General features: G+C 71.7%; 9 protein-coding genes and 1 riboswitch. Of the genes, 7 read left to right on the top strand and 2 right to left on the bottom strand.

Going from position 1 to position 13,829, the window contains the following annotated elements; all coding sequences use genetic code 11:
• The first annotated feature begins 24 nt into the window (after positions 1-24).
• Together ACFXBC_RS10595 and ACFXBC_RS10590 are read left to right on the top strand one after the other, a co-directional pair.
• Positions 25-1,164, top strand: a complete 1,140-nt coding sequence (locus ACFXBC_RS10595) for a citrate synthase (RefSeq protein WP_385021427.1) — start codon at positions 25-27, stop codon at positions 1,162-1,164.
• A gap of 89 nt (positions 1,165-1,253) precedes the next feature.
• A complete protein-coding gene (locus tag ACFXBC_RS10590; protein ID WP_385021423.1) occupies positions 1,254-2,423 on the top strand; it encodes a CobW family GTP-binding protein in 1,170 nt (389 codons plus the stop codon).
• Between the two features lie 8 nt (positions 2,424-2,431).
• On the opposite strand, the gene ACFXBC_RS10585 is transcribed toward ACFXBC_RS10590, so the two are convergent.
• The gene (locus tag ACFXBC_RS10585) at positions 2,432-4,879 is read right to left on the bottom strand and encodes a DNA topoisomerase (ATP-hydrolyzing) subunit A (protein WP_385021420.1); all 2,448 of its coding nucleotides are present in this window, start codon (positions 4,877-4,879) and stop codon (positions 2,432-2,434) included.
• A 181-nt stretch (positions 4,880-5,060) separates the two neighbouring features.
• On the opposite strand from ACFXBC_RS10585, the gene ACFXBC_RS10580 reads away from it, so the two are divergent.
• The 4 genes from ACFXBC_RS10580 to ACFXBC_RS10565 all read left to right on the top strand — a co-directional run bounded on the left by ACFXBC_RS10580 (position 5,061) and on the right by ACFXBC_RS10565 (position 10,116).
• Complete coding sequence (locus tag ACFXBC_RS10580) at positions 5,061-6,452, top strand: M16 family metallopeptidase (RefSeq protein WP_385021417.1); 1,392 nt, start codon at positions 5,061-5,063, stop codon at positions 6,450-6,452.
• Between the two features lie 20 nt (positions 6,453-6,472).
• The gene (locus tag ACFXBC_RS10575; protein ID WP_385021560.1) at positions 6,473-7,840 is read left to right on the top strand and encodes a M16 family metallopeptidase; all 1,368 of its coding nucleotides are present in this window, start codon (positions 6,473-6,475) and stop codon (positions 7,838-7,840) included.
• Between the two features lie 313 nt (positions 7,841-8,153).
• Positions 8,154-8,313: riboswitch (cyclic di-AMP (ydaO/yuaA leader) on the top strand.
• A 12-nt stretch (positions 8,314-8,325) separates the two neighbouring features.
• The gene (locus ACFXBC_RS10570) at positions 8,326-9,129 is read left to right on the top strand and encodes a M23 family metallopeptidase (RefSeq protein ID WP_385021414.1); all 804 of its coding nucleotides are present in this window, start codon (positions 8,326-8,328) and stop codon (positions 9,127-9,129) included.
• Between the two features lie 309 nt (positions 9,130-9,438).
• Positions 9,439-10,116 (top strand): GntR family transcriptional regulator, encoded by a 678-nt coding sequence (locus tag ACFXBC_RS10565; protein WP_385021411.1) that lies wholly within the window; start codon positions 9,439-9,441, stop codon positions 10,114-10,116.
• Positions 10,117-10,314: 198 nt separating this feature from the next.
• Here the strand turns inward: ACFXBC_RS10565 and ACFXBC_RS10560 are convergent, their stop codons facing one another.
• Positions 10,315-10,596 carry an HPr family phosphocarrier protein gene (locus ACFXBC_RS10560; protein ID WP_385021408.1) on the bottom strand — a complete coding sequence of 94 codons (282 nt, stop codon included), beginning with the start codon at positions 10,594-10,596 and terminating at the stop codon, positions 10,315-10,317.
• Between the two features lie 126 nt (positions 10,597-10,722).
• Here ACFXBC_RS10560 and ACFXBC_RS10555 point away from each other — a divergent pair, with 126 nt between their 5' ends.
• Positions 10,723-13,701, top strand: a complete 2,979-nt coding sequence (locus ACFXBC_RS10555) for a GNAT family N-acetyltransferase (protein WP_385021405.1) — start codon at positions 10,723-10,725, stop codon at positions 13,699-13,701.
• Positions 13,702-13,829 lie beyond the last annotated feature (128 nt).

Raw genomic sequence — 13,829 nt, 5'->3', positions numbered from 1 at the left:
GCGCGCCTGACCGAGGGGACAGCCATGACCACCATCACCGCCCCACGAGGGCTCGCGGGCGTAGTCGTCACGGACACCGAACTGGGCGATGTGCGGGGCCGCGAGGGCTTCTACCACTACCGGCAGTACTCGGCGGTCGACCTGGCCCGGCTCCGTACCTTCGAGGACGTCTGGTACCTGATGGTCCACGGCGAACTCCCGGACGCCGACCGGCGTGCGGCGTTCACCGCCCGTACCGCCGGACTGCGCAGGCTCCCGGATGCCGTCCGGGAGGCGCTGCCCGCCATCGCCCGGGCCGGATCGGGCCCGCTGGCCGGGTTGCGGACCGCGCTCTCCCTGCTCGGCGCCGATTCGGGCTTCCGGCCGGTCTACGACATCGGCGCGGACCGCCGGGTGGCCGACACACTCACCGCCTGCGCGGTGGTGCCCACGCTGCTGGCCGCGCTGTACCGGATCGGCCAGGGTCTGGAGCCGGTCGAACCGCGTGACGACCTGCCCGCGGCGGCCAACTACCTCTATATGATCACCGGTTCGGAGCCGGACCCGGAGCGGGCGCGCGCCGTTGAGCAGTACCTCGTCTCCACCGTCGACCACGGCTTCAATGCCTCCACCTTCACCGCCCGGGTCATCGCCTCCACCGGCGCCGATGTGGCGGCCTGTCTGGTGGGCGCGGTCGGCGCGCTCTCCGGGCCGCTGCACGGCGGGGCGCCGAGCCGGGCGCTGGACACCCTCGACGCGATCGGCACACCGGACCGTATTGACCCGTGGATACGGGAGAGGGTGCTCGCGGGGGAGCGGATCATGGGCTTCGGGCATCCCGTCTACCGCACCGAGGACCCGCGCTCGCGGATGCTGCGGGAGATCGCCCAGGGGTTCGGCGGCCCGCTCGCCGACTTCGCCGTCGAGGTGGAGGAGCGGGTGGAGGCGCTGCTCGCCGAACTCAAACCCGGCCGGGAACTGCACACCAACGTCGAGTTCTACGCCGGGGTCGTCATGGAGCAGTGCGGGCTGCCCCGCGAGATGTTCACACCGACCTTCTGTGTGGCGCGGGTGGTCGGCTGGAGCGCCAACATCCTGGAGCAGGCGGCGGATTCCAAGATCATCAGGCCCGCGGCCCGCTATGTGGGACCGCCCCCGCCGCAGCCGGTGCCGGCCATCGGCTGACCCGGCCCGCGGCTGTCCCGGAACGGTGCGTCCACCCCGGCCACGGCTGCCCGGCCGCACGGTGTGCGGCTCGTTTAGGATCGGTGCCCATGTCCAGGAAACCCGTGCCCGTCGTCGTCCTCGCGGGATTCCTCGGATCCGGCAAGACCACCCTGCTCAACCATCTGCTCCGGCAGAGCAGAGGCACCCGGATCGGCGCCGTCGTCAACGACTTCGGCGCCATCGAGATCGACGCGATGACCGTCGCCGGACAGGTCGACTCGATGGTCTCGCTCGGCGACGGCTGTCTGTGCTGCGCCGTCGACACCAGCGAACTCGATGAGTATCTGGGCCGGCTCTCCCGCCCCGAACTGCGGATCGATGTCATCGTCATCGAGGCGAGTGGCCTGGCGGAGCCGCAGGAACTCATCCGGATGATCCTGGCGAGCGGGAACCAGGACATCGTGTACGGGGGTCTCGTCCAGGTCGTCGACGCCGCCGAGTTCGACGCGACCCGGAGCCGGCACCCGGAGACCGACCGTCATCTGACCCTCGCCGATCTGGTCGTCCTCAACAAGGCCGACCGGGTGGACGCGGCGGGCCGCGCCCGCATCCGCGCCGCGGTCGGCGAGCACGCCGTCGGGGTCCCGGTGATCAGCGCCGAGTACGGGCAGATCGACCCGGGGCTGCTCATCGACCGCAGACCGGCCGGTGAGCGGGTCGGCCAGCTCTCCTTCGACGACCTGCGCGACGACGGTCCAGCGGGCGACGTTGCTCCGCCGGACGGCGCCGGGGAGCCGGGCGGCCCACAGGACGGCAGCACATGTGCGGAGGGCGGCGGTCACAGCGGCCATCTGCACACGCTCTACGAGAGCGTCGGGTTCGTCTCGGCCGAGCCGATGAACCCCCGGCGGCTGATGGAGTTCCTGGACGCGCGCCCCGACGGCCTCTACCGCATCAAGGGTTTCGTCCACTTCGGGGTCCCCGGCCACCCGGAGAAGTACACCCTGCACGCGGTGGGAAACTTCCTGCGCTTCTATCCCTCGCCCCGGGCCGGGGACGCGGGCACGGGCGGCAGCGGCGAGAACCTCACCGAGCTGGTCCTCATCGGGTCCGGTATCGACGCCGGAGCGGTGCGCGACCGGCTCGACGGCTGCCGCGAGCACGCACCGCAGGATGTCCCCGCCGAATCGATGTGGGGCGTCCTGCGCTATGTGCCCGGCCTCTCCGAAGGGCCCGGGGAACCGGACGGGACCGAAGAGGCCGGGCTGTTGTACTGAGCTTCCGGTTACACCGGCCCCGCGAGCCTCGCCACCGCCGAGGTCAGCGGCAGGCCGGAGCCGTCCCGCCGCGGGTCAGGTTCCGGCAGTTCGGCCGGGGCGCCGTTCGCGGCGGCGGCCCGCACCGGGGTCTCGCCCGCCCAGGCGAGCACCAGCAGGTCCTCGCCCTTCAGGAAGCGCTGGCAGCGCACCCCGCCGGTCGCCCGGCCCTTGCGCGGGTACTGGTCGAACGGGGTCAGCTTCGCCGTACGCACCGAGTCGTCCAGCGTGCCGTGCGAACCCGCGATGGTGAAGACCACCGCATCCGCCGCCGGGTCGACCGCGGTGAACGAGATCACCTTGGCCCCCTGGGCCAGCTTGATGCCGGCCATACCGCCCGCCGGACGGCCCTGCGGCCTGACCTGCCCGGCCGGATAGCGCAGCAGCTGGGCGTCGTCCGTGATGAAGACCAGGTCCTCGTCCCCGGTGCGCAGCTCGGCCGCGCCGACGATCCGGTCGCCGTCCCGCAGGCCGATGACCTCCAACTCGTCCTTGTGGGCCGGGTAGTCGGGCACCACCCGCTTGACGATGCCCTGTTCGGTACCGATCGCCAGACCCGGTGACGACTCGTCGACCGTGGTGAGACAGACGACCCGCTCACCGTCGGCGAGCGAGACGAACTCCGCGATCTGCGCACCGCCCGCCAGGCTGGGCGCGGACGCGGTGTCGGGCAGCTGCGGCAGGTCGATCACGCCGAGCCGCAGCAGCCGGCCGGCCGATGTCACCACGCCGATGTCGCCCCGCGCCGTCGCCGGCACGGCCGAGACCACCACATCGTGCTTGGTGCGCTTCTGCCCCTCGGTGCTGAGCCCGTCGGCGGTGGCCGTACGCGCCAGGAGCCCCGTGGACGACAGCAGTACCCGGCAGGGGTCGTCGGCGACCTGGAGGGCGGCCGCGGCCACCGGGGTCCCCGCCGACTCCAGCAGGACGGTCCGGCGATCGGTGGAGAACTTCTTGGCCACCGCGGCCAGTTCGGACGAGACCAGCTTGCGCAGCTCCGCGTCGGACTCCAGGATCCGGGTCAGCTCCTCGATCTCGCTGTTCAGCCGGTCGCGCTCGCTCTCCAGCTCGATCCGGTCGAACTTGGTGAGCCGGCGCAGCGGGGTGTCCAGGATGTACTGGGTCTGCGTCTCACTCAGCGAGAAGTGCGAGATCAGCCGCTCCTTGGCCTGCGCCGAGTTGTCGCTGGAGCGGATCAGACGGATGACCTCGTCGATGTCGAGCAGCGCCACGAGCAGCCCGAGGACCAGATGCAGCCGGTCCTGCCGCTTGGTCCTGCGGAACTCGCTGCGCCGTCTGACGACCGAGAAGCGGTGGTCGAGATAGACCTCAAGCAGCTCCTTGAGGCCCAGCGTCAGCGGCTGCCCGTCGACCAGCGCCACGTTGTTGATCCCGAAGGACTCCTCCATCGGGGTGAGCTTGTAGAGCTGTTCGAGCACGGCCTCGGGCACGAAACCGTTCTTGATCTCGATGACCAGCCGCAGCCCGTGCGCCCGGTCGGTGAGGTCCTTCAGGTCCGCGATGCCCTGGAGCTTCTTCGACGCCACCAGGTCCTTGATCTTCGCCCGCACCTTCTCCGGGCCGACCGCGAAGGGCAGTTCGGTGACGACGATGCCCTTGCGGCGCGCCGTGACGTTCTCCACGGTGGCCGTCGCACGGATCTTGAAGGTGCCGCGCCCGCGCTCGTACGCGTCCCTGATCCCGTCGAGACCCACGATCCGGCCGCCGGTCGGCAGATCGGGGCCCGGCACGAAGCGCATCAGGGTGTCGAGATCGGCGCCCGGGTGCTTGATCAGATGGCGGGCCGCCGCGATGATCTCGCCCAGATTGTGCGGGGGCATATTGGTGGCCATCCCGACCGCGATCCCGGACGAGCCGTTCACCAGGAGGTTCGGGTAGGCCGCCGGGAGCACGCCGGGCTCGCGCTCCTGGCCGTCGTAGTTCGGCTCGAAGTCGACCGTGTTCTCGTCGATCGACTCGGTCATCAGTGACGTGGCGTCAGCCATCCGGCACTCGGTGTACCGCATCGCGGCCGGCGGGTCGTCGTTGCCGAGCGAGCCGAAGTTGCCGTGTCCGTCGACCAGCGGGAGCCGCATGGAGAAGGACTGCGAGAGCCGCACCAGGGCGTCGTAGATCGAGGCGTCGCCGTGCGGGTGCAGCTTGCCCATGACCTCGCCGACGACCCGGGCGCACTTCACATAGCTGCGGTCGGGCCGCAGCCCCATCTCGTTCATCTGGTAGAGAATGCGCCGGTGTACGGGCTTCATGCCGTCACGGGCGTCCGGCAGGGCCCGTGAGTAGATCACCGAGTACGCGTACTCCAGGAAGGAGCCCTGCATTTCATCGACCACGTCGATGTCGAGAATCTTCTCCTCGAAGTCCTCCGGCGGCGGGGTCTTCGTGCTGCGGCGGGCCATCGCTGCTGCGGCTCCTTCACGTGCCTGGTCCGGTACTGACGCCGACCATTGTGGACTGTCCCACCGACAACGCCGACCGCGACCCGTGCACACCGGGATGGCTCCCGGCTGTCGGTGCGCTTGCATACAGTGGCAGGACTGCATTCCAACGCGGTCAACACACGCGATCGAAGGGACGTACATGCCCATGGGTCACACGGCCACGGCCGAGGCCGCCTCCGGCGGCCTGACAGCGACCGAGCACCGGCTGGCCAACGGCCTGCGGGTGGTGCTCTCCGAGGACCACCTGACCCCGGTCGCCGCGGTCTGCCTCTGGTACGACGTCGGTTCACGCCACGAGGTCAAGGGCCGTACCGGACTCGCCCACCTCTTCGAGCACCTGATGTTCCAGGGTTCGGGACAGGTCGAGGGCAACGGCCACTTCGAGCTGGTGCAGGGGGCCGGAGGCTCGCTCAACGGCACCACCAGCTTCGAGCGCACCAACTACTTCGAGACGATGCCCGCGCACCAGCTGGAGTTGGCGCTCTGGCTGGAGGCCGACCGGATGGGCTCCCTCCTCGCCGCGCTCGACGAGGAGTCCATGGAGAACCAGCGGGACGTCGTCAAGAACGAACGCCGCCAGCGCTACGACAACGTGCCGTACGGCACGGCGTTCGAGAAGCTGACCGCACTCTCCTACCCGGAGGGCCATCCGTACCACCACACGCCGATCGGCTCCATGGCCGACCTGGACGCGGCGACGCTGGAGGACGCGCGGGCGTTCTTCCGTACGAACTACGCGCCCAACAACGCCGTCCTCTCGGTTGTCGGCGACATCGACCCGGAGCAGACGCTCGCCTGGGTGGAGAAGTACTTCGGCACCATCCCCTCCCACGACGGCAAGCAGCCGCCGCGGGACGGCTCACTGCCCGACACCCTCGGTGGCGAGGTGCGCGAGGAGCTGTACGAGGAGGTGCCGTCGCGCGCCCTGATGGCCGCCTACCGGCTCCCCGAGGACGGCACCCGCGCGTGCGACGCCGCGGACATCGCGCTGACGATCCTGGGCGGCGGCGAGTCGTCACTGCTCCACAACAGGCTGGTGCGCCGGGACCGTACGGCGGTCGCGGCCGGCTTCGGTCTGCTGCGGCTCTCCGGCGCCCCCTCGCTCGGCTGGCTGGACGTCAAGACGTCCGGCGGTGTCGAGGTCCCGCAGATCGAGGCGGCCGTCGACGAGGAACTGGCCCGCTTCGCGGCCGAGGGCCCCACGGCCGAGGAGATGGAGCGCGCGCAGGCCCAGCTGGAGCGCGAGTGGCTCGACCGGCTCGGTACGGTCGCCGGCCGCGCCGACGAACTGTGCAGGTACGCCGTGCTGTTCGGCGACCCGCAGCTGGCGCTGACCGCGGTGGGCCGGGTGCTGGACATCACGGCCGACGAGGTGCAGGCGGTCGCCAAGGCCCGGCTGCGCCCCGACAACAGGGCTGTCCTGGTGTACGAGCCCGTCACCGCCGATGAGCCCGAAGAGACCCGTGCGGACGCCGAATCCGACCCGGCCACCGCAGCCACCGACAGCAACAGCACAGAGGCGGACCAGTGACCGACCCCGCGGCCGTGACCATGACCTTCCACCCGCAGCCCCAGGCGGGTGCCCCCAGGCCCTGGGCCTTCCCGGCCCCCGAGCGCTCCACCCTGCCCAACGGGCTGACGGTGCTGCGCTGCGACCGCCCGGGACAGCAGGTCGTCGCTGTCGAGATCAGCCTCGACGCCCCGCTGGACGCCGAGCCCGAGGGGCTCGACGGCATTGCCACGATCATGGCGAGGGCCTTCTCCGAGGGCACCGACAAGCACAGCGCGGAGGAGTTCGCCGCCGAGCTGGAGCGCTGCGGCGCCACCCTCGACGCGCACGCCGACCACCCCGGTGTCCGGGTCTCCCTCGAAGTCCCGGTCTCCCGGCTGCCCAAGGCGCTCGGCCTGCTCGCCGACGCGCTGCGGGCGCCTGCCTTCGCCCCGAGCGAGGTCGAGCGGATCGTGGGCAACCGGCTTGACGAGATCCCGCACGAGCTGGCCAACCCGGCCCGCCGCGCTGCCAAGCAGCTCTCCAAGGAGCTGTTCCCGGCCACCGCCCGTATGTCGCGTCCGCGCCAGGGCACCGAGGAGACCGTGGGGCGTATCGACGCGGCCGGTGTCCGCGCCTTCTACGACGCGTACGTCCGCCCGTCCACGGCCACCGCGGTCGTCGTCGGCGACCTGGCGGGGACCGACCTGGACGCGGTGCTCGCCGAGACCCTCGGCGAGTGGAAGGGCAACGCGGGCACGCCCCGCCCGGTCCCCCCGATCACCGCGGACGACACCGGCCGGGTGGTCGTCGTGGACCGCCCGGGTGCGGTCCAGACCCAGCTGCTGATCGGCCGGATCGGCGCGGACCGGCACGACCGTGTCTGGCCCGCCCAGGTCCTCGGCACCTACTGCCTGGGCGGCACGCTCACCTCCCGTCTGGACCGAGTCCTGCGTGAGGAGAAGGGTTACACCTACGGAGTGCGGGCCTTCAGCCAGGTGATCCGCTCGGCCGCCGACGGGACGGGCGCCGCCATGCTCGCCATCAGCGGTTCGGTGGACACCGAGTCGACCGGGCCCGCGCTCGACGACCTCTGGAAGGTCCTGAGGACGCTGGCCGCGGGCGGGCTGACCGACGCCGAGCGGGATGTCGCCGTACAGAACCTGGTGGGGGTCGCCCCGCTGAAGTACGAGACGGCCGCCGCGGTCGCGGCCACCCTCGCCGACCAGGTCGAGCAGCATCTGCCGGACGACTTCCAGGCCCAGCTGTACGCCCGTCTCGCCGCGACCGGCACGGTCGAGGCGACCGCCGCCGTGGTCTCCGCCTTCCCCGACGACCGGCTGGTGACGGTGCTGGTCGGGGACGCCGCGCAGATCGTGGAGCCGGTCAGGGCGCTGGGCATCGGGGAAGTGACCGTGGTCAGCGGCTGAGCGCGCCGGCCGCCCCTGCCACAGGGCGGCCCATGCTGCGGGGTCCCGGCGGGCGGTGAGTCCGCCGGGACCCCGTCCGTTCGCGGCGGGGTCCGTTGCCCGGGCTGTCCCGAGGCCGCGCGGCCAGGCCCGGTACCGGCTGCGGGCAGCTGGACATGGGCCGCTGGGTACCGGCTGTCGGGGATGGGCTGCTGGACGTCGGATGTGGGATGTGGGATGTGCGACAGAATCCGCTGTCCGTTTGGTGCGGCCGGGACCGACGGCTTAGCGTCACACTCGCTGTCCGTCGGACATAAGCCGCGACCGCGGCGCCGGACAGCGATCGCCGAGTCCCCGTCAGGCGCGAGCCGGGGGAGCCGGGGACCCACTCAGTCCCTGGGGTGAATCGGGGCCGCTCCGCAGGGGCGGGCCCGTAGGGGACCTTCCTGCTCCGAACCCGTCAGCTAACCCGGTAGGCGACAGGGAAGGAAAGGACCAGCCCCTCCATGGCGTTCAGCCGTCCCACCGGCAAGCACCGTGCCCCCAACCGCCCGGCCCGCACGGACCACCCGAGCCGTCCGAACCGCAGGGCCGTCGGCATCGCCGGAGCCGCCACCCTCGCAACAGCCGGTGTCATCGGCGCCCTCGCCTCCCCGGCGGTGGCCGACGGCGCGCAGGTCTCCACCGCGCAGGAAGCCCGTCTCGACCGGACCATCCTCGTGGGGGACACGGTCGCCGACCGGATAGCCGCCCAGGCCACCGCACAGCAGCACGAGGCCGACCACGCCGAGGCCGTGGCGAAGGCCAGGGCCAGGGCGGCAGCGAAGGCGAAGGCCGAGCGGGAACACGCCGCCAGGGCTGCCGAACAGCGCGCGGCCCGCGCCCAGGCCCGTGAACGCCTCAACGCCTATGTGGTCCCGGTCGCCGACTCGTACGTCTCCACCGGCTACAAGACCGGTGGCAGCCTCTGGTCCTCCGGCAGCCACACCGGTATCGACTTCCATGCCGCGAGTGGCACCCCGGTCCACGCCGTCGGCGCCGGCACGGTCGTGGAGGCCGGCTGGGGCGGTGCGTACGGCAACAACATCGTCATCCGGATGCATGACGGCACGTACACGCAGTACGGCCATCTCTCGTCCATCGGCGTCTCGGTCGGCCAGTCCGTCACTCCGGGCCGGCGGATCGGGCTCTCCGGCGCCACCGGCAACGTCACGGGCCCGCACCTCCACTTCGAGGCCCGCACGGGTCCCGACTACGGCTCGGACATCGACCCCGTCGCTTATCTGCGCTCGCACGGCGTCCACGTCTGACCCGGCAGGGCCCCGGGCGGTCCACGTCCGACCCCGGCAGGCCCGGGCGAGCCACGTGTGCCCCCGGCCGGTCCCCGGCCGGTCCTCTTCCGCCGCCCCGGCGCGTCCGCCGCGCGCCGGGGCCACTCGCGTTCCGGATCCGCGCACGAGGCATTTCCAGCGCCCGGTGTTCGCACGGCCGGTTTCTGCCTGGCCAAAAGATATCCATGATTTACCGGGGGCCTTCGGGAATTGACCCGCCCTGCCATAGAGTCACCGCACAGCTGTGGACAGGCCGCGATAGGCGGACGTCGATGCGGAGGTTGGGGCATGCGTATTCCCGCGCATTCGGTATGCACGGCAATCCGTGACGACATCATCTCGGGGGTGTACGAGCGCGGCGGCCGGCTGACCGAGGAGGTGCTCGCGCGCCGTTACGGCGTCTCGCGGGTCCCGGTCCGCGAGGCTCTGCGGACCCTGGAGTCCGAGGGGTTCGTGGTCACCCGCCGCCATGCGGGCGCCTGTGTCGCCGAACCGACCGAGCGTGAGGCGGCCGACCTGCTGGAGATGCGGATGCTGCTGGAGCCGATGGGCGCGGCGCGCGCCGCGCAGCGGCGGACCGAAGCCCATCTGAAAGTGCTGCGCGGCCTGGTGAGGCTGGGGCAGGAGCGGGCCGGGCGGGGGCAGGGCGAGGACCTGCGGTCTCTCGGCGGCTGGTTCCACGAGACGCTCGCGCAGGCATCGGGCAGCTCGGCGCTGACCACGCTGCTGGGCCAGCTGCGGCAGAAGATCGGCTGGATGTACGCCGTCGAGCAGCCGGTCCTTCCGGTCGTGTCCTGGGCCGAGCACGGCTCGATCGTGGACGCGGTGGCGCGCGGCGACGCGGAGCGGGCCCGTGCGCTCACCGCTCTGCACGCGGAGCACGCCAGGGCGGCGCACCGGCTGCGGAAACCGGGGCGCGGGAAGGATCCGAAACATGCCGTAAACACTGTCGGCATCACCGATTAACAGTGCTGCCGTATACAGGGAGCAGATAATTTCGGCTTGCCGGCCGCTGCTCTTTCGCGCCCGTCCGAGAGGAATCCGGTAATCCATCTCCTCTTTCGTGCTGTCTTTTTCTGTGCAGTCTTTTTATGTTCTGCTTTTCGGATGTTCCGGTGCGTTCGCTGCGCAGCCGCATGCCCGGCACCCGGAAAGACAGAATACTCAGACGGTCTCGGGGAGTTCGTCGAGCCCGTCGGTGACCAGCTTGGCCAGCCGGTCCAGGGCGGCGTCGGCGCCCTCCACGTCCGAGGTGAGCACGATCTCCTCGCCGCCCTCCACGCCCAGGCCGAGTACGGCGAGCATCGATGCGGCGTTCACCGGGTTGCTGCCGTTCTTCGCGATCGTCACCGGCACCCCCGAAGCCGTGGTGGCACGGACGAAGATGGAGGCCGGTCGGGCGTGCAGTCCCTCGGTCCAGCCGACCTTGACGCGACGCTCAGCCATGGTGTTGCCCTTCGAGTTCTGCGACAGTTGTCTAGACCATTCTTGCACGGGTGTACCGTGGTGCGGCTCTGCCGGATCACCAGCCTGCACCGCTCCCCGTGCCACCGCGACCCGTACGCTTTCAGCATGCAGCCCCCGCTGGAGGAGAACCCGCACCAGGAGTACCCGGCCCACTGGGAAGCGGACGTGGTGCTGCGCGACGGCGGCACCGCGCGGATCCGGCCGATCACCACCGAGGACGCCGACCGGCTGGTGAGCTTCTACGAGCTGGTCTCACCCGAGTCGAAGTACTACCGGTTCTTCGCACCGTACCCCCGGCTCTCCGCCAAGGACGTCCACCGCTTCACCCATCACGACTACGTCGACCGGGTGGGTCTCGCCGCGACCGTCAACGGCGAGTTCATCGCCACCGTCCGCTACGACAGGATCGCCGCGCACGAGGCAGAGGTCGCCTTCCTCGTCCAGGACGCCCACCAGGGGCGCGGCGTGGCATCCGCGCTGCTCGAACACATCGCGGCGGTCGCCAGGGAGCGCGAGGTCAGCCGTTTCGTCGCCGAGGTCCTGCCGGCCAACACCAGAATGATCAAGGTCTTCACGGACGCCGGGTACGAGCAGAAGCGCAGCTTCGAGGACGGCTCGGTCCATCTCACCTTCGACCTGGAGCCCACCGAGGCGTCCCTGGCGGTGCAGCGCGCCCGTGAACAGCGTGCGGAGGCGCGGTCGGTGCAGCGGTTGCTGGCCCCCCGTTCCGTCGCCGTCGTCGGAGTGGGGCGCGGGGCCGGCGGGGTGGGGCGCGCGGTCCTGCGCAATCTGCACGGCTCCGGCTTCACCGGGCGCACCTACGCGGTGAACCGGGCCTTCCCGGAGAGCCTCACCGAGGTGGACGGCGCCCCCGCCCACCGCTCGGTGTCCTCCGTGACCGCTGCCGGGGAAGTGGTCGACCTGGTGGTCGTGGCCGTTCCCGCCGCGCAGGTGCCCGGGGTGGTCGACGACTGCGGGGCGAACGGGGTGCAGGGGCTCGTCGTGATCTCCGCCGGTTACGCGGAGAGCGGGCCCGAAGGACTGCTGCGCCAGCGCGAACTGCTGCGCAGGGCCCGCTCGTACGGTATGCGTGTCATCGGGCCGAACGCCTTCGGCCTGATCAACACCGCCGAAGCCGTCCGGCTGAACGCCTCGCTCGCGCCCGAGTCGCCGGTGCGCGGCCGGATCGGACTCTTCACCCAGTCCGGCGCGATCGGCATCGCCTTGCTCTCCGCGCTGCACCGGCACGGCGCCGGGCTCTCCTCCTTCATCTCGGCGGGAAACCGGGCCGATCTGTCGGGGAACGACTTCCTCCAGTACTGGTACGAGGACCCGGACACCGATGTCGCCCTGATCTACCTGGAGTCGATCGGCAATCCCCGTAAGTTCACCAGGCTCGCCCGGCGCACCGCTGCGGTGAAGCCGGTCGTGGTCGTCAAGGGCGCCCGGCACAGCGGCAGCGCCCCGCCGGGGCATGCGGTGCCGGTCACCCGGGTCCCGGACGCCACGGTCTCGGCGCTGCTGCGGCAGGCCGGTGTGATCCGGGTCGACACCGTCACCGAACTCGTCGACGCGGGCTTGCTGCTGGCGGGGCAGCCGCTGCCATCGGGGCCGCGCGTCGCGATCCTCGGCAACTCCGAGTCGCTCGGACTGCTGACCTACGACGCCTGTCTCACCGAGCGCCTGCGGCCGCTCCCGCCCGTCGATCTGACGACGGATGCGACCCCGGAGGACTTCCGCGACGCGCTCGGCCGGGCCCTGGCGGACGACGGATGCGATGCGGTGCTGGTCACGGCGATCCCCTGGGTGGGCGAGAACGGCGTGACCGAGTCGGGTGACGGAGAGGTACTGGCGGCCGCCCTGCGGGAAGCGGCCGAGGACGCCCCCGCCAAGCCGGTCGCCGTGGTGCATCTGGAGATCGGCGGTCTCGCGGAGGCACTGGCGGCGGCCACCGGTACGGTACGCGGCCCCCGGGGAACGGCCGCCGCGACCCCACGCACGGGCCCGGCCGCCACCCCGGACAGCCCGGCCGACCGGGACGGCGGCGGGGGAGGGGCCCCGGCCGGTGCGCCCGTGGGGGATACCGGAGACACAGCGGACACGTCGGGCGCCGCGGCCACCGCAGCCGGCACGCCAGGCGGCGACGACACGACCAGCCGGGCCGACAAGGGTACGGGCGCACCCGCCACGCCCCCCGCCCTCCGCACCGGAGGCATCCCCGCCTACCCGGCAGCCGAGCGGGCCGTCCGCGCGCTCGCCCAGGCGGTCCGGTACGCGCAGTGGCGCCGCGAGGCCGCCGAGCCCGGCCGGGTACCGGAGTACGACGACATCGACGAGAACGCCGCAGCCGACCGGATCGATGCGCTGCTCGCCACCGCCCGCGTCGATGTCACCCGCGGCCTGGCACTCTCGCCCGACGACACCTGCGAACTCCTCGGTCTGTACGGCATCCGCGTCCGGCCCGCCCACCCGGCCCCGGACGCGGACACCGCCGTCGCCGCCGCGGAGCAGCTCGGCTACCCCGTGGCGCTCAAGGCCACGGCGCCCCATCTCCGCCACCGCCCCGATCTCGGCGGTGTGCGGCTCGACATCGCGACCGAGGCGGGGCTGCGGCGCGCCTACGCCGAACTCTCCGGCGACCTCGGCAGCCCGGCCGAGGTCCGGCCCGTGGTGCAGGCCATGGTCGGGCGCGGGGTGGACACCGTCGTACGGTCCGCGATCGACCCCGCCGTCGGCGCTGTCCTCTCCTTCGGGCTGGCCGGGGCGCCGTCCGAACTGCTCGGCGACACCGCCCACCGTCTCGTCCCGGCCACCGACCGGGACGCCGCGGGGCTCATCAGAAGCGTCAGGACCGCCCCGCTGCTGTTCGGCTGGCGCGGCTCGGCGCCCGTCGACACCGCGGCGCTCGAAGAACTGCTGCTGAGGGTGTCGCGGCTGGTGGATGACCACCCGGAAGTGGTGTCCGTCGCTCTCGAACCGGTGGTGGTCGGGCAGTGCGGACTCTCCGTGCTCGGCGCCGCCGTACGGCTCGCACCGGCCAACGTACTCGGCGACCTGGGCCCCCGCCGTCTCCCCAGCTACTGACGGCCGGCCGCCGACCCCGTACCGGCAGGGTTCCGCAGGCCCCGCGCCCCGGACTGCGGACTGTGCGATCGGGGCCGGCGGGAGTAAATGCGTCGACAGCGTCCGTCGCCGCCCGCCACAGTGGCTGT

This window comes from Streptomyces sp. NPDC059398 (genome assembly GCF_042751845.1).
Lineage (GTDB): Bacteria > Actinomycetota > Actinomycetes > Streptomycetales > Streptomycetaceae > Streptomyces.
The sequence above is the reverse complement of the archived record's forward strand: the minus strand, read 5'-3'. Positions and strand labels throughout refer to the sequence as shown.